Origin of the sequence: Methanobacterium sp. (genome assembly GCA_039666455.1) — an archaeon.
Classification (GTDB): Archaea; Methanobacteriota; Methanobacteria; order Methanobacteriales; family Methanobacteriaceae; genus Methanobacterium_D.
The window spans coordinates 1-26,243 of the sequence record JAVSLW010000002.1 but is presented as its reverse complement, the minus strand read 5'-3'; the positions used below and the strand labels follow the sequence as shown (position 1 = coordinate 26,243).

General features: G+C 33.5%; 29 protein-coding genes and 1 pseudogene. 10 read left to right on the top strand and 20 right to left on the bottom strand.

The annotated features are described in order from the left end of the window. Nucleotides 1-40: 40 nt before the first annotated feature. Both aroC and PQ963_00545 read right to left on the bottom strand, forming a co-directional pair. Nucleotides 41-1,132: a chorismate synthase gene (gene aroC, locus PQ963_00550; GenBank protein ID MEN4028161.1), complete on the bottom strand. Its 1,092-nt coding sequence runs from the start codon at nucleotides 1,130-1,132 to the stop codon at nucleotides 41-43. 135 nt (nucleotides 1,133-1,267) lie between these two features. Further along, nucleotides 1,268-1,651, bottom strand: a complete 384-nt coding sequence (locus tag PQ963_00545; GenBank protein ID MEN4028160.1) for a nuclear transport factor 2 family protein — start codon at nucleotides 1,649-1,651, stop codon at nucleotides 1,268-1,270. 190 nt (nucleotides 1,652-1,841) lie between these two features. Between PQ963_00545 and PQ963_00540 the strand changes: the two genes are divergently transcribed. Beyond that, on the top strand, nucleotides 1,842-2,549 hold the full coding sequence (locus PQ963_00540; protein ID MEN4028159.1) for an endonuclease III domain-containing protein: 708 nt from the start codon (nucleotides 1,842-1,844) through the stop codon (nucleotides 2,547-2,549). Nucleotides 2,550-2,608: 59 nt separating this feature from the next. Here the strand turns inward: PQ963_00540 and PQ963_00535 are convergent, their stop codons facing one another. The 8 genes and pseudogenes from PQ963_00535 to PQ963_00500 all read right to left on the bottom strand — a co-directional run bounded on the left by PQ963_00535 (nucleotide 2,609) and on the right by PQ963_00500 (nucleotide 8,383). Further along, nucleotides 2,609-2,881, bottom strand: coding sequence for a hypothetical protein (locus tag PQ963_00535; GenBank protein MEN4028158.1), 273 nt, complete (start codon nucleotides 2,879-2,881; stop codon nucleotides 2,609-2,611). Beyond that, a complete protein-coding gene (locus tag PQ963_00530) occupies nucleotides 2,881-3,426 on the bottom strand; it encodes a flavodoxin family protein (protein ID MEN4028157.1) in 546 nt (181 codons plus the stop codon). Before PQ963_00530 ends, PQ963_00535 begins: the two co-directional genes overlap by 1 nt. 56 nt (nucleotides 3,427-3,482) lie before the next feature. Continuing rightward, nucleotides 3,483-4,271 carry an EFR1 family ferrodoxin gene (locus PQ963_00525; GenBank protein ID MEN4028156.1) on the bottom strand — a complete coding sequence of 263 codons (789 nt, stop codon included), beginning with the start codon at nucleotides 4,269-4,271 and terminating at the stop codon, nucleotides 3,483-3,485. Nucleotides 4,272-4,297: 26 nt separating this feature from the next. Beyond that, a pseudogene (gene ribB, locus PQ963_00520) lies at nucleotides 4,298-5,034 on the bottom strand (3,4-dihydroxy-2-butanone-4-phosphate synthase). Between the two features lie 74 nt (nucleotides 5,035-5,108). Next, nucleotides 5,109-5,672, bottom strand: a complete 564-nt coding sequence (locus PQ963_00515; GenBank protein ID MEN4028155.1) for a hypothetical protein — start codon at nucleotides 5,670-5,672, stop codon at nucleotides 5,109-5,111. Between the two features lie 33 nt (nucleotides 5,673-5,705). After that, on the bottom strand, nucleotides 5,706-6,089 hold the full coding sequence (locus tag PQ963_00510) for a hypothetical protein (GenBank protein ID MEN4028154.1): 384 nt from the start codon (nucleotides 6,087-6,089) through the stop codon (nucleotides 5,706-5,708). A 147-nt stretch (nucleotides 6,090-6,236) separates the two neighbouring features. Next, nucleotides 6,237-6,884, bottom strand: a complete 648-nt coding sequence (locus PQ963_00505; protein ID MEN4028153.1) for a TetR/AcrR family transcriptional regulator — start codon at nucleotides 6,882-6,884, stop codon at nucleotides 6,237-6,239. Nucleotides 6,885-7,093: 209 nt separating this feature from the next. After that, nucleotides 7,094-8,383, bottom strand: a complete 1,290-nt coding sequence (locus PQ963_00500; protein ID MEN4028152.1) for a threonine/serine exporter family protein — start codon at nucleotides 8,381-8,383, stop codon at nucleotides 7,094-7,096. A gap of 185 nt (nucleotides 8,384-8,568) precedes the next feature. Between PQ963_00500 and PQ963_00495 the strand changes: the two genes are divergently transcribed. Together PQ963_00495 and PQ963_00490 are read left to right on the top strand one after the other, a co-directional pair. Continuing rightward, nucleotides 8,569-8,862: a nucleotidyltransferase family protein gene (locus PQ963_00495; protein MEN4028151.1), complete on the top strand. Its 294-nt coding sequence runs from the start codon at nucleotides 8,569-8,571 to the stop codon at nucleotides 8,860-8,862. Beyond that, a complete protein-coding gene (locus PQ963_00490) occupies nucleotides 8,859-9,206 on the top strand; it encodes a DUF86 domain-containing protein (protein ID MEN4028150.1) in 348 nt (115 codons plus the stop codon). The genes PQ963_00495 and PQ963_00490 overlap by 4 nt, the downstream gene beginning before the upstream one ends. Before the next feature lie 22 nt (nucleotides 9,207-9,228). Here PQ963_00490 and PQ963_00485 read toward each other — a convergent pair whose 3' ends face one another. The 10 genes from PQ963_00485 to PQ963_00440 all read right to left on the bottom strand — a co-directional run bounded on the left by PQ963_00485 (nucleotide 9,229) and on the right by PQ963_00440 (nucleotide 20,060). Continuing rightward, nucleotides 9,229-11,037 (bottom strand): glycosyltransferase family protein, encoded by a 1,809-nt coding sequence (locus PQ963_00485; protein ID MEN4028149.1) that lies wholly within the window; start codon nucleotides 11,035-11,037, stop codon nucleotides 9,229-9,231. 180 nt (nucleotides 11,038-11,217) lie between these two features. Further along, nucleotides 11,218-11,823, bottom strand: coding sequence for a hypothetical protein (locus tag PQ963_00480; GenBank protein MEN4028148.1), 606 nt, complete (start codon nucleotides 11,821-11,823; stop codon nucleotides 11,218-11,220). Between the two features lie 29 nt (nucleotides 11,824-11,852). Then, complete coding sequence (locus PQ963_00475) at nucleotides 11,853-12,524, bottom strand: hypothetical protein (GenBank protein MEN4028147.1); 672 nt, start codon at nucleotides 12,522-12,524, stop codon at nucleotides 11,853-11,855. 9 nt (nucleotides 12,525-12,533) lie between these two features. Continuing rightward, the gene (locus PQ963_00470) at nucleotides 12,534-12,770 is read right to left on the bottom strand and encodes a hypothetical protein (protein ID MEN4028146.1); all 237 of its coding nucleotides are present in this window, start codon (nucleotides 12,768-12,770) and stop codon (nucleotides 12,534-12,536) included. A 258-nt stretch (nucleotides 12,771-13,028) separates the two neighbouring features. Then, nucleotides 13,029-14,780 carry a DUF1616 domain-containing protein gene (locus tag PQ963_00465; protein ID MEN4028145.1) on the bottom strand — a complete coding sequence of 584 codons (1,752 nt, stop codon included), beginning with the start codon at nucleotides 14,778-14,780 and terminating at the stop codon, nucleotides 13,029-13,031. Between the two features lie 58 nt (nucleotides 14,781-14,838). Then, the gene (locus tag PQ963_00460) at nucleotides 14,839-15,492 is read right to left on the bottom strand and encodes a biotin transporter BioY (GenBank protein MEN4028144.1); all 654 of its coding nucleotides are present in this window, start codon (nucleotides 15,490-15,492) and stop codon (nucleotides 14,839-14,841) included. 211 nt (nucleotides 15,493-15,703) lie between these two features. Beyond that, nucleotides 15,704-16,567, bottom strand: a complete 864-nt coding sequence (locus PQ963_00455; protein ID MEN4028143.1) for a tyrosine-type recombinase/integrase — start codon at nucleotides 16,565-16,567, stop codon at nucleotides 15,704-15,706. Between the two features lie 230 nt (nucleotides 16,568-16,797). Further along, on the bottom strand, nucleotides 16,798-18,309 hold the full coding sequence (locus tag PQ963_00450) for an ATP-binding protein (protein ID MEN4028142.1): 1,512 nt from the start codon (nucleotides 18,307-18,309) through the stop codon (nucleotides 16,798-16,800). An 89-nt stretch (nucleotides 18,310-18,398) separates the two neighbouring features. Further along, the gene (dnaG, locus tag PQ963_00445) at nucleotides 18,399-19,559 is read right to left on the bottom strand and encodes a DNA primase DnaG (protein ID MEN4028141.1); all 1,161 of its coding nucleotides are present in this window, start codon (nucleotides 19,557-19,559) and stop codon (nucleotides 18,399-18,401) included. A 93-nt stretch (nucleotides 19,560-19,652) separates the two neighbouring features. Beyond that, a complete protein-coding gene (locus tag PQ963_00440) occupies nucleotides 19,653-20,060 on the bottom strand; it encodes a toprim domain-containing protein (GenBank protein MEN4028140.1) in 408 nt (135 codons plus the stop codon). 483 nt (nucleotides 20,061-20,543) lie between these two features. On the opposite strand from PQ963_00440, the gene PQ963_00435 reads away from it, so the two are divergent. The 7 genes from PQ963_00435 to PQ963_00405 all read left to right on the top strand — a co-directional run. Continuing rightward, a complete protein-coding gene (locus PQ963_00435; protein MEN4028139.1) occupies nucleotides 20,544-21,206 on the top strand; it encodes an RraA family protein in 663 nt (220 codons plus the stop codon). 55 nt (nucleotides 21,207-21,261) lie between these two features. Beyond that, nucleotides 21,262-22,326, top strand: a complete 1,065-nt coding sequence (locus tag PQ963_00430; GenBank protein MEN4028138.1) for a UPF0104 family protein — start codon at nucleotides 21,262-21,264, stop codon at nucleotides 22,324-22,326. Nucleotides 22,327-22,449: 123 nt separating this feature from the next. Beyond that, entirely contained in the window at nucleotides 22,450-22,725 is a 276-nt protein-coding gene (locus tag PQ963_00425) for a Gar1/Naf1 family protein (GenBank protein MEN4028137.1), read from the top strand. Next, nucleotides 22,722-23,657 carry a transcription initiation factor IIB gene (locus PQ963_00420; GenBank protein MEN4028136.1) on the top strand — a complete coding sequence of 312 codons (936 nt, stop codon included), beginning with the start codon at nucleotides 22,722-22,724 and terminating at the stop codon, nucleotides 23,655-23,657. Before PQ963_00425 ends, PQ963_00420 begins: the two co-directional genes overlap by 4 nt. 111 nt (nucleotides 23,658-23,768) lie before the next feature. Further along, nucleotides 23,769-24,923, top strand: a complete 1,155-nt coding sequence (locus PQ963_00415) for a TIGR04083 family peptide-modifying radical SAM enzyme (GenBank protein MEN4028135.1) — start codon at nucleotides 23,769-23,771, stop codon at nucleotides 24,921-24,923. Between the two features lie 590 nt (nucleotides 24,924-25,513). After that, nucleotides 25,514-25,954 (top strand): hypothetical protein, encoded by a 441-nt coding sequence (locus tag PQ963_00410; GenBank protein MEN4028134.1) that lies wholly within the window; start codon nucleotides 25,514-25,516, stop codon nucleotides 25,952-25,954. A gap of 45 nt (nucleotides 25,955-25,999) precedes the next feature. Further along, nucleotides 26,000-26,243 (top strand): helix-turn-helix domain-containing protein (locus tag PQ963_00405; protein MEN4028133.1); only part of this gene is annotated, 244 nt, incomplete at its 3' end.

The following is a 26,243-nucleotide window of genomic DNA, read 5'->3' as shown; positions in this document are numbered from 1 at the left end:
TGAAATTAAAAATAAATCCCATTATAAAAGTTAGAACTTATTATAATTTACATGGATGGATAAATCCACTTCTTATAAGATGATCTACAAGTACAACAGCAACAGAAGCTTCAGCAACTGATGTTATTCTTGGACAGATGCAAGGATCGTGCCTTCCCCTAATTTCTATTTCTGTATCTTCCATTTTTCCAAGGTCAACAGTTTTTTGAAGTTTAGAAATGGAAGGAGTTGGTTTTACAGCTATTTTTGCTATAACGGGCATTCCATCAGATATACCTCCTAATATTCCCCCAGAATTGTTAGTTTTTGTTTTTATTTCATTATTTTCAATATAAAATTCATCGTTCATCCCGGAACCTTTTAAGCCAGATGATTCAAATCCAGCCCCAATTTCGACTCCTTTTACAGAACCTATCCCCATTAAAACTTTGGCAATATCTGCATCTAATTTATCAAAAACAGGCTCACCAAGACCTGCAGGCACATTTAAAACTATAGTTTCAACAATTCCACCTACAGAATCTCCTTTCTGTTTTAAATCAAGGATCAATTTTTCCATCTTTGCAGCCGCTTCTAAATCAGCACATCTTACAGAATTTTTTTCAATATTTTCTCCTATTTTGCTTAATTCAACCTTTTGAGCTTCAATAGGGCCGACTTTTGTTACATGAGCAATAACTTTAATGTTTAATTTTTCAAGGAGCTTTTTTGCAATTGCACCGCCAATTACATGCCCAATGGTGGTTCTTCCGCTTGCTCTGCCTCCTCCTCTGTAATCATAATGTTCATATTTGCTTATCCACCCGTAATCCGCGTGTCCTGGTCGCGGTTTATTTCTAAGGGGTTCATAAGCTGATGAATCCATATCTCTGTTGTAGACTACTGCGGCAATAGGAGTTCCATCTGTTTTACCTTCAAAGATCCCTGATAATATCATCACTTCGTCTGTTTCGCCCCGTGAAGTTGTAACTTTACTTGTTCCAGGACGACGTTTATCCAGCTCTTTTTGTATATCTTCCTTTGATAATTCCAGTCCTGCAGGGCAGCCATCTACAACTGCACCAAGTGCAATGCCGTGGCTTGAGCCGAAAGTTGTTATTTTAAATATTTTGCCGATTGTATTTCCTGACATAGGCTCACATCCTTTAAGTAAAAATATTACAAATTATAATAGTAATCCACAGTTAAATCCTTCTGTTTTGAGGTTTTTTTCAATTATTTTTATCTTCTTTTTCATGTAGATCTGTGGAATTTTTAATTTTGCTGATTAATTTATATCTTCGATGGAGATGATTTTACCATTTTTAAATCTAAAAATTGATTTACTCTGGAGTTTGATTAAATCATATTTTTTAAGTTTATCTGATATATCAACAGCTAAAACTCCTTTAAAGTCAATTTTGTTTTCTATCATGTCATTTCCAAATTCCTGCTCTATTATCTTCATCTCCCTATTTTTAAAAAGAGCAAAAGCTTGTTCTATCTGTGTTTTAAATGCTGATTTTCCTTTTAATTCAAGAGTAACTTCCCCACCAGCGTAATTTTTAAATACAATGTCTCTGTGAATGTTTTTGATCATTCCTTCCAGATCAAATTCATTATAAGCTTTAAAGTACTGATTAACAATTTTTTTCATCAATTTTTCTTTCATATACTCCCCTTACCCTATAAACCAATTTGTGTGTTAAGTTAATTTGTTATACCAGGTTTTACAGTTGATCAATTCGTGTGTTTAAAGGGTCATGGTGACATAAATTCTCAGGGGTTCTCCTTGAGCATTACTCATGATTTCATCTCCATTTTCTATAATTTTTATATGGCTTCACCAGTATTTATTAATTATGAATAAATTTCAAAATCAAATAAAGTCTATTTACCGGAAACTATATGATCTTTACGGTCCTCAGGGATGGTGGCCCCTTATTAATTTAAATAGTTACAATCCCAATAAAACAGGTGCTCTAAGAGGTTATCACCCCCAAAACTATGAACTGCCAGAAGAGAGAAATGAAATTTATGAAGTAATTCTCGGGGCGATTTTAACGCAGAATACACTCTGGTTGCAAGCGGAGATAGCATTATTTAACCTCAATGCATTAAATGTAATTGAGCCTGAAAAATTATTGCATCTCGATGATGAATCATTGAAATCAGCGATCCGCTGCGCTGGATTTTTAAACCAAAAAGCAATCTATCTTAAGGAAATCACCAGATTTTTTATTGAACTTGATGGAAGAGTTCCAGCAAGAAAAGAATTACTTCAAGTTAAAGGTGTTGGCAATGAAACCGCTGATTCAATCCTGCTTTATGCTTATAAACAGCCTGAATTTGTTATTGATACATATACAAAGAGAATATTTGTGCATTTAGGGCTTGTGGATGAAAATATAAAGTATATGGAATTGAAGGAGTTGTTTGAGTCAAATCTGCCGAAGGATGTGGCTCTTTATCAGGAGTATCATGCTTTAATTGTGGAGCATGCTAAAAGGTATTACAGTAAAAGGCCTTATGGTGTGAATGACCCTTTGAAAGAGTTATTGAACAAATGATACATTTTTGAATTTGTATTTTAGATGAAATAATACATTTTAATCAATTATGCTCCCAATTACATTATTAAACCTATAAATTTGGATAATATCTTCGCCAGTGCTTTTTTAACAAAATTAGTTTCTGGATCATGGTAATAATAGGCATCCTTTTTAAACCAGCCATGATCTTTCCAGTAATGGTAATCAAAATATTCTGGGCCAATTTTCTCAATGGATGGTTTGGTAGATAAGAATATAGCCATGCTTAAAACGCTTGGTTTTGGCTTACCCTCTGTAAATGCATTATAAAACTTTTTTGCTGTCGTCGAAAATCTTCGATTTTCGGACATCAAAAAATCATGGATTTTTTGAATGCATTGTTAATTTTTTTGTTAGCTTTTTCTATTGGAGTACTATATTCCGTGATACCATTTGTTACAATCCCAAAACTGTGAGCAATCTTGAATCCCCATGTTTGGGGTGCAATTGAGAAAGGCAATAACATTAATTTTGATCCTCCAATACCAGAAGTGGTTAAGACCATTGCACTTTTAAAAAAGCGCGGACGATGACATACATAACCAAATCGGTCTATAAAGTTCTTCATAAGGCCTGAAACATTGAATACATAATTTGGAGAGGTAAAAATGACTCCATCAGCGTTTTGCATTTTTTCTTCAAGCATCGCCCGGTCATCTTTTAAAGGGCATAATTCTTCGCCTTTATTAAAGCAAACCTGACAACCAAGACATGTTTTAAGATCAAGATCCTTTAAAAACACATACTCAAATTCCACATCTCCAAGTTGTTTCATACGCTCTTCGACTCTTCTGGTGAGTTCGTAAGTGTTACCTTTCTTTCTAGGACTGTCAAAATCTATGATTTTGACGCCCAAAAAAAATCGTAGATTTTTTTTGACGGCTTCCCATTATTGCAAGTACTTTCACATTATCACCTCAAAAGAAGATCCGCTAAATTCACTCCAGGATTATGATAGCGTCTTTTGGGATCTTCATTTTCAATATGAATCGCTTCCTTAGGGCACCACTGGATACATGCCTGACAAAATTCACATTTTTGATTCCAATAGGGTTTATCATTCCTTATTTCAATATTATTGCTTGGACAGATTCGTTGACAGTTTAAGCATAAATTACAGTTTTTATTAACCCAGAATTGACCCATTGTATTTATACGGTTAATAGCCATTCCATATATTAAGTTTCCAAATTTATTAAGCAGCATGGAACTTATTTCTGGTTTATGTTCCTTTTTATTTCTTATTACATCTACAATCTCTGAAAGCCTTTCTTTTCCTGATTTAGATATTTTACTATTTCTTTCAATTAACCGGGCTATTTTAATGAAAATATTGTCTTCCTGAATGGTGTTTGAAGCTTCCCTTACAGCAAAGCCTGCTTGAAGGTCTGTACCTTTCGCTTGCAGCATTTTTTGTAATTGGATCAATGTTTCACCTGGTTGACCTGTGCATGTTGCCACAGAAAAAACATACTGATCTTCAGTTACATTTAGTTTACTTACAAATTCAACCACCATATTAGGCATCCCCCACATGTACACTGGGAAAACAAGACCTATTTTAGGTGTATCTGAGCTTATATCTTCATTTATAACTTTAGGAATTGATATAAGCTCTGTATCACCAAGTTCATCTGCAATATTTCTGGCCACTGCTAAAGAGTTACCAGTCCCCGTAAAATAGCATATTTTAGTTAACATAGCATTTTCATCCTATTTATCTAATTTTAATTTCCTGTGCTCACGAATTCCATATCTTTAAGACTTCCATTATGTAATTTGAAATGATATTTATTTCTAAACTCATTATAGGCTTTTATGAGGTCATCTCCGCTTAAAAATAGCAATCCTTCTTTTTCGGCGTATTTTGCAACGTCGTCAGTGGTCATGGAGTCCCCGGTATTGTCGTCCATCATTTCACAGCAGACAGCTACAGGCGTGGTTCCTGCCATCTCTGCAAGAGCAATGCTCATTTCTGTATGGCCCTGTCTTTTAAGTATGTGCCCTTCGGCAGCTCGAAGTAGTGTAACATGTCCTGGAGCTCTGAAATACTTCCCAAAATTATGGTAATCTTCATTTTTACATAGGAGAGCAAGTTCTTTTATGGTACAGGCCCTGTCATTATCAGTTATGCCTGTAAAAGTTTTTCTGTGATTTACTGTTATGGAAAATGCTGATTTATTGTCATAAGGAATGTCCGTTGATGATAATTCACCGAGAACAGGGTATTTATAGGCTGTAGCTTCCATTATATCTATCATGAATGGAATTCCAAGTTTATCTGAAATTTTTGAGGAGATAGGGACACAGAAAAGTCCTCCAGCGTCATTTCTCATTATTTTCATGTGTTCAGGAGTTATATGCTCTCTGAAACAATCATATCAGTTTCTCTTTCTCTGTTTTCATTGTCAAATATTAAAACTATTTCTCCGCTTTTAAACGCTTTAATTGCCTCTTTAATCATATAATTATCACTCCAAGTGACATGTTTTTATTATTTTTGGAGTCCACAATGAATGGCATATTTACATCATCTTTTTATTGCGTTAGGGCTAATACCAAGCCTTCGTAGTCTTGAGCAGCGTTTTTCTCATCGCGGTCACGGATCAATTTTATAGTGGCATTTTTACCGCTTTGAAGCGATGCTACCTGATTTTTAAGTGATTCTAAATCTTCGGCAACTAACTGGTCTGAGCCAGTGGTTCCGAATACTCCTAACTTTACTTCTTTCTGCAGAGTTAGTGTTTTCAGGTATGTGTCGATAGAGTTGCTTATTTTCCCGAAATACATGGGTCCACCAACAATAATAATATCATAATCTGAGGTATTAGCAGCGATTACGCTCCTGACACCCGCCAGCTCGACTTTATAACCCTTGGATCTCAGATCGATAGCAATTTCATCTGCTGCATTCTTCGCCGCTCCGGTAACACCCGGATTATAGACAATCAATGCGTTTCCTACTGGTATTCCCGGAGGATTCAGAGTTTCACTGCCTGTGGCTGTATAGCTCATCACATCCAGAGCTATAAAGCCCCCCACGGCAATTATTAATACAATAATTAAACCGATAGCTAATCCCACCATTATTATTATATCCATTTAAATTCCTCTGTTTCATTATTCTCCATTCATTTATTCCACATATACCTTAACTTTGGTTTGATTTTCTTCATCTTCCACATCAACGATTTTTCCTTCTGCCCCATTCTTAAGGGCCTTTATAATCTCTTCAATATCGATTTTATCAAGTTTAGATTCCTTTAATTTAGGATCAAATGTTTTTGCAACCTTCAATCCCACATCAACCAATGATAATGGTACTTTTACATTTGCTTTAGGCTTGTCTTCCATAGTAGTAACTCGAACTTTCAACCATTTAGCTTCTTTTTTAGGCGTATGTTCCTTATTATTTCTTTCCAAAGCATCAAGTAATTCCATTGCTTCTGTTGTATTAATCTTTCCTTCTTCAACCATTTCTAAAATTTGCATTTTTTCTTCTGATACATTTTTAGGCATTACAATATCCTCCTAACATTTTTAAAACATTATTACTCGTTGAGTAACCTTAAAACCGCTTATTTACAGGTTATATAATGTTATTGCAAAAAATGTCCCCTATAATTGTCGCTGTAACAATTATAACAGGTATTTCGAGGTTATTTTTTAATATTCATTTAAATCCCCCTCTATCCCCATTTTTATCGAGTTAAATATAAATACAACAAATTCATTGATTTGAGTATTGTACTTCTGTTGAAATGAGCTGGTATTATCGTACTGTACAAGGAAATAATCCATTAATGCCCCCTTGAAAAATGATATAAATATTCTGGACAGTATTTTGGGGTTAAACGGGCGGATAAGCTTATGCTTTATCATTATGCTGAAGGCTGACTCCCAAAACGAGTATCCTGCAGCCCATAGGTCTAAATAGAATTTTTTTGCTTGCTGATTATGGTATAGCTCAATGTGGATGATTCTAAATATCTTTTCCATATAGGGATCTTCCATCCAGCTTGTGAATGTCTGGCCAGATAAGTCCATGAAACCCTCAAGCCCCCTCGTGATAATTAACTCTTCAGTTTCAACTCCTACATCCGCAATGACCATCATCCTTGCCAGAGGGTATTCAACGATCTTCTCCAGTATCTCATCCTTGCTTTTATAATGGCTGTATAGCGATGCTTTTTTAATGCCCACTGCTTCTGCTATTTCACGCATAGATGTGGCGTCGAATCCATTCTGGGCAAATAAATCAATTGCAGCCTCGAATATTCGTTCTTTTGTTGTTATTTCACCTGTTACGTTCATATTATTTTTAGTTTCAACTATCTGATCACCTCACATACCCCCATTGGACAGGTTTTACATCCTACCCATAGGTAGCTCATTAAACATAATTAGATCATCCCAGTATATAAACCTACCGATAGGTAGGTAACTGGAGAGAAATCATCGAAAAAATTACACAATGTGATGAAGAATTAATGAATATTTTCTAACTATAAAGAATTTTAGCTCTACAGCGATTTAGACTTGATTTTCCCCAGTTTCAAAGGCTCAATAATCGCTGCTCCTACCAACAACCCCAACGAAATAGCAACAACAGTCATTACAACTACTATAAGATTGTTAATGGCTGAAAAATAGTTCTGACCTATTAGCGAAGCTAAGCTAATAAAACCTAAAGATCCGGGCACCAGAACCCAGAATGCAGGCAGTATTGATACAAAACTGGGAGTTCTAAGGGGCGAGCGCCCTACAAGAGTCCCGCTTATGGTCATTAAAAGCGAACCTAAGAAAGCTCCTGAAAATCCTCCAATAAAATAGTTTCCAAACTGTTGTCCAAAAAACGCTATGTAAAGAACTAAAAGTATCCATGGCAGGTCTTTATCACGTATAGACATGAAAAAATACATTCCAATAGTAAAAATCAGGACCCCTGTAATAGACGGCCATCCTTGAAATATATTGGTTATGGGAGCAGCTATAAATTCCTGTTGAGGCAAACCTGTTAACTGCATTCCTATTAAAACTCCAAAAAGGAGTAAAAATAGAATTGCCACACCGTAAATGACTCTGCTTGAGCCAGAAACTATATTTCCAGATGCAATTTCAAACGTCCCTGTTGTAAATGTAGCGCCCGGTAAAAAATAAGCCAGGGCAGGAATCAGTGTTATTATGGTTCCTGATATCAACCCTTCCTTAATTCCCCAAAATAAAAATGTAGAAATCAATAATGCAGCGATCACAGGCAATATAAATGTAAATCGAGGGCGATCTTTACTAAAAATTAACAATAATCCAATAATTGCTCCTGATCCTCCAGATACAATCAACTGTTCTGCTGTGGGCTGTAGAAGCATTCCCAAGCCTATAGCAAATAGTATGTAACCTATGAGTATTCCTATAGAACCAAAACGATGTTTTTCAGAAAGTATTTCTTTAACACGATTTTTTCCTTCAACTGGAGATATTTCAGCCTTTTCAGCTTTATAAATTAGCTCATAAAGTTTTGAAACTTGATGCAGAGGTAATAAGCCAGGTAATTGATTAGCTGCAGTCAATGAAGCTGATTCTTCATCGCCAAGTTTTATGAGCAAAACTGTGGGAAGCACAATAATCTCAGCTTTAATATTATATGCTTCTGTAATATCTTCTAAAATTGATTGTACGGCTGTTACAGAAATCCCTGCCGAAGTTAAGGCTTTACCAAGTTCAGTTAAGAATTCAAGCATTCCCTGTATAGATTCACTGTCTTTGGTGCAGATGGTGTTTTTTCCTGATTTTAATTTTCTGTTTTCATTCATTATAAAACCGATTTTATCATTTATTATCTTAATTAATGTCTATCCTCAAAAATATATTATTTGTATGACAACTTGAGCAGATAATCCAATATTATTTTAAATCATATATATGTTACATGATATTTACCCTAAAAATTATTTATTAATAGAACAAAGATAAATCACAGGAACTTGATGTGATTTTCATGAAAACCTTTCAAGAAATAAAGGAAATCCTTGCAAAAAACAAGAAAAAAATAAAAAGCAGGTATAAAGTAAAAAAGATTGGAATATTTGGTTCTTACGTTAGAGGAGAACAGAAAGAAGATAGTGATGTAGATATACTTGTTGAGTTTGGTGAACCTGTGAGCTTGCTAAAATTAGTAAGTTTTGAAAATTTTTTAAAGGATATCACTGGCGTTAAAGTGGATGTTGTTCCTGAAAATGATATTAGGCCTGAACTGAGGGACAATATTCTTAATGAGGTAAGTTATATATGAAAAGGGATATTTCAATCTATTTAAAAGATATCCTTGAGAATATGGAACGCATTGAAACGTTCACAACTGGGATGGGTTATGATGACTTTGTTAGTGATGAAAAAACCCATTTTGCAGTAATAAGGTGTATTGAAATAATAGGAGAGGCGGCAAAGCACATACCGTATTCTATGAGATGCAAATATCTTGAAATTCCATGGAAAGACATGGCAGGTATGAGAGATAAAGTTATTCATTTCTATTTTGGTATTAATCTTGAAAGAGTCTGGTTAACGGTTATCGAGGATATACCTGCAATAAAACCACTTATTGAAAAAGTTTTAGATGATTATAAGAAATTATAAAAAGTAGACCTGAAATATTAAGCTATTTTGCATTATCCCTGGATTCTACAGGATTATGCTGTAACAGATCATTTTTATATTTTTTAGAATATTTGGCTATTATTTTGTCAAGATCATGAAAAATTTTGTTATTGTGGTCATGTTCAAATGAATTAAGTGCATTTCTATATGAATCAAGGTTTAATATGAATTTTTCAAAGCTTTCTTTGGATATTTGCTCATGGAATTCACCATAACCCAATTTTTTTAAGTATACTGCATTTACAGTCTGTTCAAACTGCTTTTTAACAGGAATTGTGTAAACTGGCTTTCCAAGATAAATTGCTTCACTCATTAAAGTAAATCCTCCATTAGCAACCACCGCTTTGCATGATTCAAAGTCTTTAAAGAACTTATCTTCATTGAATTTTCTGAATTTAAGATTTTTTTCCTCCTTTTCAATATCAAAGCCGTATATAATAAATTTTTCATCTAAAGATTTAAGAATATCAATAAGTCTTGAATTAGAATCACTTGTCTGGTAAACAAGTACATGATCTCCGTTAAACGGTTTGAGATTTAAAATCTCATTTCTAAGTACTGGAGGATATAAAAATACTTTTTCATCGTTTTTAACCTCCAGATAGAAAAAAGTAGTTATAAGATAACTTTTTGGCAGTGTAATAAATGAATGAATAACACCCTGTGCTGCAAGCCTTTCTGCATAATATTTTTCAGGAAGTTCAAGTTTGCACTGTGTAATGACATGAATATTGTCCACACTGATTAAAGGAATTCCCATTATCTTGCTTAAAAGATTGGAATAGGCTTCAAAATCAGATATTATGATGTTAGGCTTGAATACACGGGCAATGTTATAAAGAATCTTCATATTATTTTTCAGACTCTTAGGAAGGTTTCTAAGCCCTGCAAGAAACGTGGACATGTATTTTGCAGTATTTTCAATGTAAACTGTATTAAATCCTTCTATATAATACACATTGTCAAATTTTTTGGAAAGAAAATCATATGCTTTTCCACTTGCAAAAATAATCACTTCATTATCTTTTAAAAGATGTTTTATAATTACAGAACTACGTATTGCATGACCCATTCCTTCTCCACACACAGAATACAATATTCTCCTTTTGCTTTCACCATAGCCAAAATTGTAATTAAGCTCTCCTGCAGTTACACGCTTTCCTAAAAGGTCATATAATGTGCTTTTTGCATATATCCTTGTCAGAGTTGCAAGTCCTTCCTTTTCAAGCCTTCGGGTAGATATAAGAAGTCGAGGTTTCCTTAAAACCTTGAATGAACTTATTTTCCCTATCTTTTCAATGTAGTTGCTGTCTTCTCCAAAATCATATGTTTCATCAAAACCACCCACCTCTTCATGAAGCTTTTTTGTGGTTAAAATGCCGTAACATCCAGCTCCATGAGGCTTTATTGATTCTACGCCCCTCATGAAAAGATTAGCAAAATCGTGCAGTATTTTATCCTTCTTTTTTTCACTTAAAGGCATTAGCTGTGTTATACCTATTCCCTGATTATTTTCTATAAATTCATTTAAAGCAGATTCAAGATATCCTTCAGTCAGTATAACATCTGCGTCTAAAAATAGTAAATATTCTCCACGAGCAGCTTTTGCACCATTATTTCTACCAGTAGCAGGAGATCCACCTTTTACAACTTTACATCCATAAGATTTCGCTATTTTTCGCGTATTGTCTGTTGATTCGGCATCTGCTACAATAACTTCATAATCAGAGAAATTCTGATCTTTTATACTTTGAAGTAGTTTAGGGAGGTATTTCTCCTCATTATATGTTGGAATTATTATACTAAGCATTCATGGTTATGTTTATTGTTATCTGCTCTTAAAGATTACCCTATATGAACTTATGAATAATTTTTTATTATTTCAAAAAAGAGCAATAAACCTGTACTTTTAAAACCAGTCAAAATAATACTCTATATTAAAGATAAGCTTTTATAAAAACCTCCAATACAAAGTATTTGTTATATAAATTTACATGTAGATGATATTACTGCCTTTTCTAACATCTGAAGGGTTATTTTTAGGATGTAAAATATAATTCATTTCAAGTACAATTCGATTTTCGTATTTTAGAGTGAATGTTCCATCCCAGTAAGTCATGGGGCCGTTGATTATAAAGTTTCCAGAGATATTTTCTCCACCCATACTTGAAAAGTTACCATAGCCAGTCCATGCAGCGCATTTCATATCAAAATCTCCTGTGTATCTTGTATCAAACATTGCCTTTTTAATATTACCTGAATAAAGATTATAAATTGTATCATAGGTGATATCAATTGTTTTTATTCTTCCAGTTCCATTAAGACCATCTTCCGTGTAATCTAAAGGACTTTCAGCTTTTTCAGCACCAGGTAGTTTGATAATAAAGTTAAAGTCACGTCCCTGTCCCCATATCTTATAATAGCCCCCTAATGAGCTATTTAATTCAGAAGCAGGAGGTATCCACAAAAGCCCTGTATAATTATAAGTAATTCTATCAAGGACTGCCTCTTCCCCATGGCTGGTTAGAAGCAGGTATCCGAATAACCCTGTGAAAATTAGAGATAGTGTTATTATGGCCACAGTCTTATTATCCATGATTTCACCAAAAAAAATAAAAAAAGAAGTTATATTGTGTCTCCAGCAAATAAAATGCAAAGCTCAGGTGTTTTAAGCAGTGTGATTGTTACTTTTCCGTTTTGATCAACTGTAAGCAAGTATTCTGCGTACAGTATGTTTTGACTTGGATCATCCAATATGCTTACCGCAGGATCAACTTTACCTAAATCAGTAACTGTTACTATTTTAGTTTCATTTATACCTGCTGATAACTGTGATACTGGTAGTCCTGAGTAGAAAACATTCAATATGGCATCACCAGGACCTGGCCTGGCTGTATTGGACCATCCTTGCAGGTTAAGGTTCATATCACCAGTTCCGCCTGCAACCTGGTTAAATAGACCATGCCATGCCAATATTCTTATGGTGGTTCCTGCAGGTAATCTTTCGTCACTATAACCTGTAAGATTGCCCAGATCAATCGCTGCTGTATCATTAGGTTTTATAAAGATTTCATTATAGAAAGTCTGTTTTGTACCATTTTTAAGGGTCACATTCTCCATGACTGCATTTATCTGCAGCCATGTTGTACCGTTGTTTTGAAATGCCAACTTTGTTGCTTTATCCCCTGTTGCAATTGCAGTTTGCGGTCCCTGAGGTTGTAAAAGAGCTGTCGCTGCTAATGCAACCACGACAATTACTGCTATAATTGCTATTATTATTAAATTTTTACTGGCCATTTTTATCACCTAAATGACGGTCACTACTTTGTATGCAACAATAGCAGCAAATACTAAAAGCAATGGTACTATTGCAATGTTGGATCCTTTAACAAATGATTTCATTCGCGAGTTCTTATCTACTTCTGCGCTTAGAATTTCTTTAAGTGCTAAAACTGCTATGAGTGCAATCACTGCTATTATACTGTAAGCCATAACATCTGATGTTGTCACAGTAGTTGTGGTGGTAGTTACAGTCGAAATCATATTAACACCTCCATTTTACATCTTATATTAAATAATATATAAGTTTTGCTATTTATCTTCATTTTGTGATTTATTTCACATTATTCAGAGACATTTATTTGCATTTATTTTAATATTTTTAATTTAGGAATTTATATGATATTAATTTTTGCTTTTCTAAGATTTAATTTTATTATATAAAATTATTATAGGAGTCATTTGTGTTATTACAGTAATTTTTATGCCCTTTTAGATGTTAAATATTACTAATAAACATTACTAATTAACATCAATCCATAAATGAAGAGATCTATATGAATTATTATCATCGGGTAGTTTATAGAGCAGGAATTCTAATTTTTGTTTTTCACCAGATCTTGATGCATTAAATGTAAACGGTGTCTCATATTTTTCATTACTGGAAAGGGTGATATTCTCTTCTTTTATAGTTTGATTATTCAATTTTATTATCATCTGGTAATTAATTGTAGCATATTCATGATTGACAACACCAATGGTTACATTTCCAGTTTCTCCAGCTGTCAAATTTGTTGGATAATCACTTGCTTTACCATTTGGCCCTAAAATATAGAATTCAGTGAACTTTTCGCCTTCTTTAGGAGTTACAATGATGTATAGCGTTGTAGAAATTGCTATAATAATTGAAGCGATTAATACAATTGATAATATTTTATTTCCTCTGGATTCTCCTTTAAATGAATTTACTATACCCGTATAATATTTTTTAAATTCTACGGTGAATTTTTCATCTTCTGGAAGCTTTAATCTTCTTATATAAGCTATAATACTTATAATAATAGTAAATGCTGAAAGTGATATTAAAATTGGTGCCAATCGGATTCCAAACGGTGTATAGTTCAATATTAATCCAATTAAGGGAGTTACTGCTATACTTAAACCAAAACTCAATGCAGTTCTTTCAATACCATCCAGATCATCTTTTTTAGGGAACAATGCAGCTATTAATGAATAACCGGGAATAAATAATATCAATAAAAGTCCAAGGATAATTCTAAAGATAGTATCATTCAAAATTGGAGTTAAAACGAAAATTACGCATAGAACGGTGGTTAACCATACCATTAATATGTCTGAAGGCACAAATTTTAATAATCTGCTTTTAGGTTTAAAATGAGCTTTTTCCTTTAAATAGTTTTCAGGTATTTGTTTGGATTTGGACCTTCTAATAACTGAAATAATACTTAAAGCAATTGTAATAAGGGATAGAATTATTATACATCCTAAATAGGATGCTCCATGAGTATTGAGACTAAAGATTAAGCTTAAGAAAAATGTAATTAAAATACTCCAGATAATGCTTGATAAAATCAGTTTGAATTTAGAAAATTGCATGAATATGGCTTTTGTAAGTGAATAGCCAGGTAAAAAGAATAATAAAGGCAATATAAAAATTGGTCTTAAGATAGTATTACTTAATGCAGGAACGCTTGTAACTACAACGGCCAAAGAGACTATAACAATTAATGATACTGTCTCTTTTAGAAATTTAAACTTATGTTTGGACTTTTTAGCAGGTTTAAGGATACTATCAGCATATTTTAATTTGCCGCCGCACTCACAAAACTCAAAATCACCTAAAGATTCTCCTTTTTGGAGTTTGTAATAACCATTACATTTATCACATACAATAAAATTTTTTTTGTATTTTTTTGGAGATTCAAGTCTTATTATACAACCAGTCAGGGCAATAATTATTGTAATCAACCCTATAACTAAAAATGCATTTACATATGCCATTTTCATGGAATTAAAGATAGAAGATAATATAAAAATTATGAAAAAACTTAATATAAAGCTTATTAAAATTTTTCTGGTTAATTTGACGTTTTCAAAATAAAATACTGTTGATAAGGCAAAACCAGGTAAGAACAGTAAAAGCATCACAGGAACAATTCTTGCAGGAAAATTATTTAACGGCGGAACAAAGATACAAATCATAGATATTATTACCAGTAAAATTATTAGTGCAATGTGGTATGATCTTTTCATTGATAGTCTTCCTTATTTTACCAAATCAGAGGTATACTGATTGTATTTGCTTACAAGTTTATTGTTTAGCGCCCACTTCGTAGGTGTATGGTTCTTTTGGTGTAATAGCTTTAGTTAGTCCTGCTGCACATATAATTTTAATTAAATCCCCAATAACAAATGGAAGAAGCCCCATTACAAGTAATGCCCATATTGAAGGTACTGCACCTTTAACGAAGTATAAAAAGGCACATAAACCAATTAAACCTGGAATATATATAATTGCGAAGTTTGCAAGGAGCATCAGTCCTAACATTGGTGTGAAACTTCGTGCTTTAATATATTTATCGGTAAAGTGACCTAAAAAAAGCGCAGTTAATATGAAACCTATTAAATAACCTGTTGTAGCTCCAAATATTATGTTATAACCTCCAGTCATTCCTGCAAACCATGGAACACCTGCTAAACCTATTGCAACATACATCACCTGACTCATTCCACCCCAGTATCTTCCAAGAACAACTCCCGCCATTAAAACGGCAAAAGTTTGTCCTGTTACGGGTACAGGAGTCCATGGGAGAGGTATAATTATCTGGGCACAAATTCCAGTAATACATGCCATAAAGAAGGCTAAAATCACTTTATTTGTTAAAGATAGTTCCCTGCTCCATTTAAAAAAAGCGAACCTCTTTTTATAATAATTATCAACAACGGGTATTTCCGGTATTTCCATTTTGTATCCTCCTGAATTAAAGATATTAGAATGAACTTTCATTTAGTTAAAATAATCATGAAAAATTTTGGTTTCAACTTCATGTCCTTTAGTGATTAGATTAAAATATTATAAATACTTTATTTTTACTGACACTAATTCAGTTTAACTGGACACATCTCAATTTAAAAAAATTTTGGTTCTATGCATCTTCGTAATTTGAAATAAAAATTTAAATTAGTTTAGCACGGTCATACACACTTTTCAGCGTCCGCATATCCACGCTGGTGTAAATTTGAGTAGTAGAAAGGTTTGAATGCCCTAAAAGCTGTTGAATAGCTCTAATATCAACACCGTTTTTTAAAAGATGTGTGGCAAATGAATGGCGTAAAATATGTGGTGTAACCTTCTTTTTAATCCCTGCTTTTTCTGCATGGAATTTTATCATCATCTGAATATATCTTGGTGTTAAATGGTTTCCAGATCGATTAACAAAAAGGTATTCGTCATTAACGGATTTTTTATCGATGTAATCTTCAATTAAAACCTTTGTTTCATCATCAAAAAGCACAATACGGTCTTTTTCACCTTTTCCACGTATTCGCATTGTTCTCTCGTGTAAATCTATGTTATCTGTCTCCAATGTAACAAGTTCAGATACTCTTAGACCGGAAGAATAAAGTAATGCTAAAATAACCTTGTTTCGAAGGTTCACTAACTTCTTATATTCGCTATTACAGTTTGATTCGTTGTCAAAGGCATTTATGAGACTTTCAACCTCTTTTTCATTTAAATGTTTAGGGAGTGATTTTGTTCTTTTAGGTGTTTGAACTTCATTTAAAATGTAAATACTGCCGAACTCAAAGAATTTTTTACAAACAACTGTCACCAGGTAAATGTAATTTTGAGAAACTCCTTTATCACGCTTTAAAAATTGAATATACTTTTTAAATGCTCTTAAAACTCTCCTATCGTCAGTAAGATTTTTTTCTTGAAGTAAAAAATTATAGAAATTAATCACTATTGATTTGTACGTTTTTATGGTATTTCTGGAGTAATTTCTTATTTCAAGTTCGATTAAATAATCTTCAATCATCTCTGGAAAATCAAAAGTATCTAAAATAGATTCTCGAAGCTTTTCGTTTCGAGTTTGCAAATCTCTGATTTGCAATTCCTGTACAATATAACTGTTTCCTTCGGTAGCATTGTTTCCATAGTTTGTTGAAATTACATCTCTATTTCTTTTCATATGCTTAGAGTATTGGTTCATTGTATCAGTTATATTGTATTGTTTATATTTAATGTAATTAGGTGAACTTTAATCTTTTACATATAACTTCTGTCAACATTTTCATTGGGTAGGCCGTGTTTTCCATTGCTCATATTCTGGGAACTGGAGAGATCTTTCTGCAAAGCGTTTTCAAAACTGTTATATCTTTTAATAATCTGATCTTCAATAGATATGGCGTTATTAATAGCAAAATTCATATGTTTTTCCATTATAAATTCCGCTCCTTCCATTGCCGCCACGTCTCCGGCCATTCTTATTACTCCTCCAAGATCTCTTAATCTAAGGGTTAGTGAATCCTTTTTATCGTCAATAACTTTTGCTCGCTTTCTTGCTTCATCAATTAAAAGTTCTACTGCACCTCTTGTTGCATGAGGTATTTTACCATCCATTTGAATTTCCTGGGCAACGAATTGGGTCAGTTTTGCAACGTTTTCATCGTTATCTGGCATTGTTGTCCTCATGAGAATTTCATATCCTTCACCCTGTATCCTTGAACGTAAGGGAGGTAGTATATACTGTATATCTCTTATGTTGCATGCTCCTACAAAAATAAAGTCACATGGAACATCTTCAACTTTAACAGAACTTCCAGCACTTTGAGGGTTTCTCCCAATTATGGGAAATACTTTATCCTGCATAGCACTTAAAATATAGCGCTGTAATCCTGCTATATGCACTATTTCATCTATGAAAAGAACTCCTTCGTGAGCTTCGTGTATTGCTCCGGGAACAACTCTTTCATATGGTTGTGTTCCTAAATCAGGGTGTCCTCCATAAGGATCATGTCTTACATCACCTAAAAGCTCAGTTTCACTTGCACCAGTTGCCTGGATAAATAATTTACGTTTTAATGGAACAATAATGTTTTTAGGCTTTTCATCAACAATTTGGCGCCGTTTTTCGAGGGCGTTTTGATTAAGTACTTTAATTTTATCGCTGTCGATTCTTTCATATATAACAACTTCTTCTTTTCCGTCTTTAACCCTTGTTGTTGTTACTCTTTCTTGTGGAAAACTTACAGGGCCGCTGTTCATTTCAAACATACCTAGAAGGTCGCCTAAATGTTTTCGTCTGGCATTGATATGGGAAAACTTATCTCCACTGCAGTCTGGACATATGCTCTGGTAAGCGCTGTTATAGTTGCCGCAGTGGACGCATCTAAATCCTAATCTCTCTGCAACCGCCTCAGGAACTTCATATGCATTTACAACATCTCCTTCTGCCATTTGAAGCTCCATTTTTTCGCTTTTTATTTCTTTACGGGTTTTTATTTCTACAAAAGGCCTTTCTGGTCTTTCGGGATTATGAACTACGGTGATTTCTTCATTTGGTTTATGTAAGTGAAAAGAAATTGCCTGTGCTATCAATGATTTACCAATTCCCGGGGGCCCTACAAGTAACAGATTTCTCCTTTGTTTAACAGCTATTTTAACGAATTCTATAACATCATCATGCCCTATTACTCTACTTAGAGGGTCTTTTGGTATTAGAATATCTTTTGTAGTTTTTATATCTTTTAAAAACTCCTTTTTCATGTTAACATACATTTGAACACCCCTAAACGTAATTATGATGAGTTTGAATTTGAATAACAAATTTGAAATAATAAAAGATCCACCAGAGGTGGAAAAACGCTTTATCTTGTTATTACTTTAATAGTATTGGGCTTTTTAACCACATCACTCATTTTTACTGCAACTATATGTTTAAGCCCTTTTTCTTTGGCAATATCGATTAACCTCTGGCTGATAACGCCATCAAATACCACAGCATAGGTGTGGTTATCAATATTTTTAAGTTCATCATAGAGATTTTCTACTTTAACTTCTTTAAGGATGTTTAAGGCATCGTCAAAGATTTCTGCATTTCCAGTGCCTTCTAATTCTTTGAGAATATTTTTCATAACTTTGACCTTGTCTTCAACCTTTTCTTTTTCCTTTACTTCAATTTTCTCAACTTTGACCCCCAGATCGTGGTACATCTGTTCAACAGGGATTTTATCCCTTAAAGCCACCATAACTTCTTCTTTTTCTAGATCTTCCACTTCTTTCCCTCTTGGAGCTCTGGTGACATAATCCACTTCACCAACCTGTAATAATTCTTTTAATATAAGTTCCCCACCACGGTCACCGTCTACAAACGCAGTAACAGTTTTGCTTTTGGTTAATTCGGCAACAGTTTTAGGAACACTTACTCCCTCAACTGCAATGGCGTTTTTAACGCCATATCTAAGCAGGTTTAAAACATCAGCCCTTCCTTCAACAACAAGTATTGCGTCGGATGTTGATACATTTGGGCCTGCAGGAAGTCTTTCATCACCAAATTCAGTTATTTCGTGAATTCTCATGGCTTCTTTAACTTCTTCTATCATTTTCAGGCTTTCAGGAGTTACTTCTTCCATCATTACTTTGTATAACTCCTTTGCTCTGTCTACAACCTTCCTTCTTTTTACTGCCCTCACATCTTCTACTTTAGAAACCTGTATATATGCCTCGCAGGGTCCCACGCGGTTTATAGTTTCCAGTGACGCTGCAAGAATGGCAGTTTCTACACGGTCAAGGCTGGATGGAATGATTATTTCGCCTTTTGAACGTCCTCCTCTGGAGTTAATATTCACTTTGATTCTGCCTATTCTTCCAGTTTTTTGTAATTCTCTTAAATCCAGATCATTGCTTAATAGACCTTCTGTCTGTCCAAAAATGGCACCTACGACATCGGGCTTTTCTACAATACCATTAGCGTTAATTTGAGCATGAATGAGATATTTAGTTGTAGTTATTTCTTCGCCTTTTCCCATAAATGGGCCTCCTTTGTTAAGTAGATACTTTTGGTGATATTGGCATCACAGGTGAATGGGCTTTCCATTAAACAGATAATCCTTTGATAATAATTATAGATAGTTACCATAAGGATTTATTTCAAGTTCAAGTTGTTTTAAATGTTTTGGAAGACTTTCTATATCTTTAATATATCTTCCAGTAATTTTCATTATTTTTTTTCTAATATTAAGATCAGGATGAGAGCCAAGGTTCTGTATGTCTTTTGACAATTTTTTAGCAAGTATATTGCCTTTTTTATCAAAATCTGTCAATATAATGACTTCTTTAGATGATTCAACTGCCATCTCAGCAATTTCAAAGAGTTTAAGGCCAGAACCAGAAACTTTAATTATATTTCCACTGATACCTAATTCTCTTAATGCTTTTTCATCTTTCTTCCCTTCGATAAGAATTGGTGTTCCCTGTCCTACACGAAATGATAGCTCTTCAACAATACGAGATAATCTTCTAAAACTCATGATAAGCCCTATGAAATTTCAAATAGTATCTATAAGATAATATGCTCTATCTTATATAAATAATTGAACATATATAAAATGTAATAACTCCCAAAAATAATATTAATTAATTAATAATTATGATTTAATTTTAATTGTCATACTCATGCATATGCTCCTGTTTCAGTGAATGAAAATATGCCGTATGAAAGACTGTGGAATGTTTATGAAGATTTATGAAGCCTTTTAAAGATTTTTACGAACTTTTTATCAAGCCTTCAACTTCAAGATAATGACTCATTCATTTAAGGTGAAATATTTAAGTTGATTTATAAAAACAGCATTTAAATAATTTTAGAAGTTTAAAACTATACTTTTAAATACTTATGGATTAATATCAATAAATACTGACCATCTGCAAAAGACAAGGTTAAATATGAAATAAATTATTAATTCAATACTTTTTATTGAATTCCAATATAATTTCACAGGGACTGGTAATTTATGAATTATAAAGGGAAACTTTCACCTGAAAGTTTCTTAAAAACATTTTCAAAAACTGAATTTAATAGACTTAAACGTTTAAACATCACATCTTCCCAGATTTCAGATGCGCTGAACAATTTAACAGGCAACTCTGGAGTAATAAATGGGATTAAACCTTTATTTGATGCCACAGTAATTGGAAAAGCAGTGACAGCTGATACTGCATCTGATGATTGGGGAACAAGTGTAAAGGCAATAGACAGTGCAAAAAAAGGTGAAATTGTTTTCATCCGTGTTGATAGGGATGATAAGGCAGTTTGGGGAGAATTAACTTCTAAAACTGCAAAGGAGAAAGGAATAGTTGCTACAATTATTTACGGTGCAGTAAGGGATATTAAAGCAATTAAAGAAATGAAATACCCTGTTTTTTCTAAAAATATAGTCCCCAATGCTGGAAACCCAAAGGCAGAAGGTAAAATCGGTATTTCTCTTAATTGCGGTGATGTTGCTGTCAATCCTCAAGATGTTATCATTGGAGATGAATGTGGAGTAGTAGTCATACCCAAAGAGCTTTTAAATAAGGTAATAAATGAGGCAATAAAGATTAAAAATAAAGAGAAACAAATTATTGCCAGGATTGAAAAGGGAAGTTCACTGTCATCAATCCTTGAATTAAAATAAAAATTTTTTTATCAGAAAAAATGAAAAATCATTTTTAATTATTGAGGATGTTAACATGCAGAGCACTACAGATTTTATCAGAGAACACAAAGTTAAGATTGTAATTTCTTTTGCAATGAGTTTATTCCTCATATTCATTGTATCTTTTATTGTGGGCTTACAGGATATAGTAAACGTTTTAAGTCAAACAAATCTTTATTTAATGGTATTTACCATGTTTTTAGGATTTACAATAATATTTGGATGGACATTAAGATGGAAACTGATTTTGGAAGTGCTTCATAGTGCGCCTGAATTTAAACAGCTTATTTTAATGATGTTTACAAGTCTTTTTGGAAACAACATTACTCCCGGGGCCGCTGGAGGAGAACCTTTGCGTGCATACCTTCTTAATAAATTTGAGGATGTTCCATTTGAAACTGCCTTTGCCTCTGCTACTGCAGATAGGGTTTTTGAATTCTTCCCTTTTGTACTGGTGTCCACATTAGCAGCTTACCTTATATTTACATTGAACATTGGATTTTTACCTGGTTTGATAGTTAGTATAATGATAATAACAACCATGGTATTCTTTGGATTAATAATATACGTTGGTTACAGTAAAGAAGTGTCAACAAGAATTATTATTTCAATTGCAAAACGTATTTATCCATTTATCAAGAAATTGACTTCCAGAGAAACGTCTTTTACTTCCATAAAAGAAAAGTTAATTGGATATATTGAAACCTTCACCATGGGTTTTCAGGGAATTTTAAGGGATCACAGAACATTCATCATGGGAATACTGATTTCATTTGCTATGTGGGGAATTGATAATTTCCGCTTTTACCTGACATTTGGAGCAATTGGTTATTATCCCCCCATTATACCTATGATAATTATTTATACAATATCTATTTTAGTATCTATTCTCCCAACACTTCCTGGAGCTCTTGGTATTCGTGAAGGTACCATGATTGCTCTTTTCCTGCCAGTTGGAGTTCCTGCAGATGTGGTTCTTGCTGTATCATTACTGGATAGGTTAGTAACCTATATCGTGCCTACTTTATTGGGTGCTGTAACCACGCTGTATTATGGAAAAAAATATAAGGAAAATAAAGCACGTTTTATTCGTGCATGATTAATCCTCATCTTAAAAAGTTTTATCCTGAGCTTAATATTTAATATTTAAAAATATCGAAACATTTATATACTTCTTTTCAATAGTATATATTAATATATAAAATTATCGGTATGATGATAAATGAAAAAATTAGGAAAAATCTCGCATATCTCCAGCAAAGGTAAAATCATCGTTAGATCTGATACTACACCGGGCTTTGGTCTTTCTGTTTTCAATGAGAACAATAAAAAGATTGGAATTGTTCAAGATATTTTTGGACCCACAAAAAAACCTTATATCACAGTAAAAGTATATGCAAAAAATACTGAAAGTCTTGACAAACGAGTTGGAGAGGCAGTGTTTGTATCATCAAAACCTTTAAAAAAATGGGGGCGAAGAAAACGAAAGAAAAAATGAAATACGATGCTTCAGAAATCGAAAAGGTTGAAACGAAGTGTCCAGAATGCGATTCTGACAAACTCATTAATGACCACGAACGTGGAGAAATTGTTTGTGGTGCATGTGGTCTGGTTATAGATGATAATTTAGTTGATATGGGGCCAGAATGGAGAGCCTTTGACCATGAGCAAAGAGATAAAAGAACAAGAGTAGGTGCCCCTATAACCTATACAATCCACGATAAAGGTCTAAGTACCATGATCGACTGGAGGAATAAGGACATCTATGGTAGAGATATCCCTGCAAGAAACCGTGCCCAGTGGTACCGTTTAAGAAAATGGCAGAGGAAAATAAGGATCTCTGGTGCCACAGAAAGGAACCTTGCGTTTGCTTTAAGTGAACTTGATAGAGATTCATCAAGGTTAGGTTTACCAAGAAGTGTGAGAGAAGCAGCGTCAGTCGTCTACAGAAGTGCTGTAGAAAATAAACTCATCAGAGGAAGGAGTATTGAAGGAGTCGTTGCAGCATCGCTATACGCTGCATGCAGAAGATGTAACGTTCCAAGAACTCTTGATGAGATTGCAGAAGTATCACGTGTAAGTAAAAAAGAAGTTGGAAGAACTTACAGGTTCTTAACCCGTGAACTTAACATTAAATTGCCACCAACTTCTCCAGTGGACTATGTTCCAAGATTTGCAAGTGAATTAAGCTTATCTGGTGAAGTACAATCTAAGGCAATCGAAATAATAGAAAAAGCAATGAAAAAAGGCCTCACTTCAGGTAGAGGTCCTACAGGAGTTGCAGCAGCAGCATTATACATTGCATCTGTACTTCTTGGTGAGAGAAAAACTCAAAGAGACGTTGCAGACATTGCAGGTGTAACTGAAGTAACCATCCGCAACAGATACAAAGAGCTCACTGAACAGCTTGATATGGGTGTAACATTATAGTTACATTCTAAACCTTTTAAAATTCTCCATAATTTTTATTGTTTCTGATTAAAGGAGCTTCTGCAAAAATCAAAGATTTTTGACAGCCCTCAAATCAAAAAAGGTGTATTAATGGCTTTTCACGTAATGATAATTCCTACTCTTGGATGTCCTTCAAAGTGTAATTACTGCTGGAGCTCTGAGGAGGGGTCCCCTGTAATGGACATTGAAACTGTTCATGAAATTGTTAACTGGCTTAAAGATTTCCGTGAAGATCCAGTGACATTTACATTTCACGGCGGCGAGCCTCTTTTAGCAGGCTATAATTTTTATAAGAAAACTTTACCTCTTTTAAGCAAGGGTTTAACAGGGCTTAAACCAGCTTTTGCACTCCAAACTAACCTCTGGAATATGACTGATGAATTAGCAGAGCTTTTTGCAGAGTATAATATTCCCATAGGCTCAAGTATAGATGGCCCGCAGGAACTAAACGACTTTCAAAGGGGAGAAAAGTACTATGAAAGAACCATGAAAGGTTATGAGACTGCAAAAGCGCATGGTTTAAAAGTAAGCTTCATATCAACCTTTACATCTTATTCGATTGATTATAAAGAAGATATCTTTAATTTTTTCCTTGAAAACGGCTTTACTCTTAAATTACATCCGGCTTTACCCTCACTTCGAAATGAAAACCCCACTAAATGGACTCTTGATCCTCAAAAATACGGAGAACTCTTAATCTATCTTTTAGATAAGTATCTGGAGAACATGGATGAAATTGAAATTATGAACATTGACCATCTCTGCAAGTGTGTTCTAACTCGAAGGGGCACTGTTTGCACATTTGTAGACTGCATGGGAGATACTTTTGCTGTAGGGCCTGATGGGAGTATATATCCGTGTTATCGCTTTGTTGGAATGCCTGAATATGTCATGGGAAATGTAGAAGATCACCCTACCCTAAAAGAGCTTCAAAAATCAGAACCTGCAAAACTGCTTGCGGAATTTAAAAACTATGTAGACAAAAACTGTAAAAAATGTTCTTATGTGAGGTTCTGCAGGGGCGGATGCCCTTACAATGCTTTAAAAATTAATGAAAAAACAGGTAAAGCAGAAATAAGTGGCGTAGATCCCTACTGTGATGCATATAAAATTATATTTAAGGAAATAACCAACAGAGTAAACAGGGAATATTTAGCATCTTCTGGAATGATGGCATTCGGTAGCCAGACTGATGAAAAAACAAAGAAGCCTGGAATAATGTCCTTAATGCTTAAAGATATTTGATTATATTTCTTTTGAAGAATTAATTTCAGGTTTTAAAGTATTAGATCAAAAAGTTAAAATACATCTGTATTTACAGAAAACTGTAAATTAGTTTAAGTATTCTAATTATTTTTATATGCTTTTTAAAAGTTTTTAATGTAATTATAGAGTATTTATTGTATTTCAAGTAATAACAACACGTCGGATCATTTTTCAACCAGATATAATTATTTTTAATCAAATATCCCATTAATTTACCTTAATTTTTTTAAAAACACAGTATAATAAAGTTTTTTTAGTAAAATATTGCTTAACTGTATTTTATTCATAAATTAAATCTTATTATAAGTTTAATCATATTAGATCTGGTTAATAACACATATTTATCATATTTATTGATTATTATTACTCAAAATTCATTTTATTAAAAAACAACGTAAATTCATGTAAATAGTATTAATTTTAGTCCGTTATTATTACAAATTCGTTATATTTCGCCGATTTAGTAATAATAAAAATGTAATAACAAGTATTAAATATTAGAAGTAACTATCATCCCTCATAAACAAAAAGGAGGTGAAAATATTAGAAAACAAGTGATTTTACTAATAATGACATTTGTTTTTGCACTGCTTCTTTGTGGAACAGTTGCAGCTGAAGATTCATCAAACGGTGGTGAAGGCAGACTGGACATGGACCAGACAGAATCTCTTGATGATGATACTGGTCCAGTAACGACACAAAATAATAATGAACAAGATCTTGTTGACCCCATTATCGGAGTCAAAGTAAATTATGAATATCCTGACGATGTTATCAACCCCGGCATAACCTTAAAAGATAGTAATGGTGTAAAAATCAATAATTATACCAAAAAATATGACGCTGCATTCAAAGGATACAAACTGGAATTTATTTATCCTGGTGCAACTGAAGGCACTAAATTCAAAGTTTCAGTAAGTGCTCCAGGATATATTACCCAGACACATGAAGTTACAGTAAACAAACACCCTACTGATCTTACTGATCCGAATTTATATGCCAATGTATAGTTAATTACGAAACTTATTTAACTGATTAATTACAGATATTCTTCTATGGCAGGGAAAAGTAAAATTAAAATTGAAAAGCATTTGTCGATTAAAGAGTTGGATGAGATTATTTCTGGGCTTAAAATTGATGTTAAGGTTTATCAACGGGCTATTTTTTTGAAAATGGTAATGCAAAAAAAGCCTATTTCACATGCAGCAGAATTTGTGGGTGTTACTAGAGAAACTGGATTCAATTGGCTGAAAAAATATAATGAAAAAGGTTTTGATGGTTTAATTCCCAAATATGGTG

Excerpts from the sequence above, each read along its gene's own strand:
- PQ963_00460 (MEN4028144.1), bottom strand. The coding sequence starts at position 15,492 with ATGGAAATACCGGAAATACCCGTTGTTGATAATTATTATAAAAAGAGG.
- PQ963_00430 (MEN4028138.1), top strand. The coding sequence starts at position 21,262 with ATGCAGAGCACTACAGATTTTATCAGAGAACACAAAGTTAAGATTGTA.
- PQ963_00425 (MEN4028137.1), top strand. The coding sequence starts at position 22,450 with ATGAAAAAATTAGGAAAAATCTCGCATATCTCCAGCAAAGGTAAAATC.
- PQ963_00465 (MEN4028145.1), bottom strand. The coding sequence starts at position 14,780 with ATGAAAAGATCATACCACATTGCACTAATAATTTTACTGGTAATAATA.
- PQ963_00545 (MEN4028160.1), bottom strand. The coding sequence starts at position 1,651 with ATGAAAGAAAAATTGATGAAAAAAATTGTTAATCAGTACTTTAAAGCT.
- PQ963_00435 (MEN4028139.1), top strand. The coding sequence starts at position 20,544 with ATGAATTATAAAGGGAAACTTTCACCTGAAAGTTTCTTAAAAACATTT.
- PQ963_00510 (MEN4028154.1), bottom strand. The coding sequence starts at position 6,089 with ATGCCTAAAAATGTATCAGAAGAAAAAATGCAAATTTTAGAAATGGTT.
- PQ963_00475 (MEN4028147.1), bottom strand. The coding sequence starts at position 12,524 with ATGGCCAGTAAAAATTTAATAATAATAGCAATTATAGCAGTAATTGTC.
- aroC (MEN4028161.1), bottom strand. The coding sequence starts at position 1,132 with ATGTCAGGAAATACAATCGGCAAAATATTTAAAATAACAACTTTCGGC.
- PQ963_00455 (MEN4028143.1), bottom strand. The coding sequence starts at position 16,567 with ATGATTGAAGATTATTTAATCGAACTTGAAATAAGAAATTACTCCAGA.
- PQ963_00420 (MEN4028136.1), top strand. The coding sequence starts at position 22,722 with ATGAAATACGATGCTTCAGAAATCGAAAAGGTTGAAACGAAGTGTCCA.
- PQ963_00525 (MEN4028156.1), bottom strand. The coding sequence starts at position 4,271 with ATGTTAACTAAAATATGCTATTTTACGGGGACTGGTAACTCTTTAGCA.
- PQ963_00480 (MEN4028148.1), bottom strand. The coding sequence starts at position 11,823 with ATGGATAATAAGACTGTGGCCATAATAACACTATCTCTAATTTTCACA.
- PQ963_00415 (MEN4028135.1), top strand. The coding sequence starts at position 23,769 with ATGGCTTTTCACGTAATGATAATTCCTACTCTTGGATGTCCTTCAAAG.
- PQ963_00410 (MEN4028134.1), top strand. The coding sequence starts at position 25,514 with ATGACATTTGTTTTTGCACTGCTTCTTTGTGGAACAGTTGCAGCTGAA.
- PQ963_00470 (MEN4028146.1), bottom strand. The coding sequence starts at position 12,770 with ATGATTTCGACTGTAACTACCACCACAACTACTGTGACAACATCAGAT.
- PQ963_00450 (MEN4028142.1), bottom strand. The coding sequence starts at position 18,309 with ATGTATGTTAACATGAAAAAGGAGTTTTTAAAAGATATAAAAACTACA.
- PQ963_00495 (MEN4028151.1), top strand. The coding sequence starts at position 8,569 with ATGAAAACCTTTCAAGAAATAAAGGAAATCCTTGCAAAAAACAAGAAA.
- PQ963_00485 (MEN4028149.1), bottom strand. The coding sequence starts at position 11,037 with ATGCTTAGTATAATAATTCCAACATATAATGAGGAGAAATACCTCCCT.
- dnaG (MEN4028141.1), bottom strand. The coding sequence starts at position 19,559 with ATGGGAAAAGGCGAAGAAATAACTACAACTAAATATCTCATTCATGCT.
- PQ963_00535 (MEN4028158.1), bottom strand. The coding sequence starts at position 2,881 with ATGTCCGAAAATCGAAGATTTTCGACGACAGCAAAAAAGTTTTATAAT.
- PQ963_00515 (MEN4028155.1), bottom strand. The coding sequence starts at position 5,672 with ATGGATATAATAATAATGGTGGGATTAGCTATCGGTTTAATTATTGTA.
- PQ963_00540 (MEN4028159.1), top strand. The coding sequence starts at position 1,842 with ATGAATAAATTTCAAAATCAAATAAAGTCTATTTACCGGAAACTATAT.
- PQ963_00500 (MEN4028152.1), bottom strand. The coding sequence starts at position 8,383 with ATGAATGAAAACAGAAAATTAAAATCAGGAAAAAACACCATCTGCACC.
- PQ963_00440 (MEN4028140.1), bottom strand. The coding sequence starts at position 20,060 with ATGAGTTTTAGAAGATTATCTCGTATTGTTGAAGAGCTATCATTTCGT.
- PQ963_00505 (MEN4028153.1), bottom strand. The coding sequence starts at position 6,884 with ATGAACGTAACAGGTGAAATAACAACAAAAGAACGAATATTCGAGGCT.
- PQ963_00490 (MEN4028150.1), top strand. The coding sequence starts at position 8,859 with ATGAAAAGGGATATTTCAATCTATTTAAAAGATATCCTTGAGAATATG.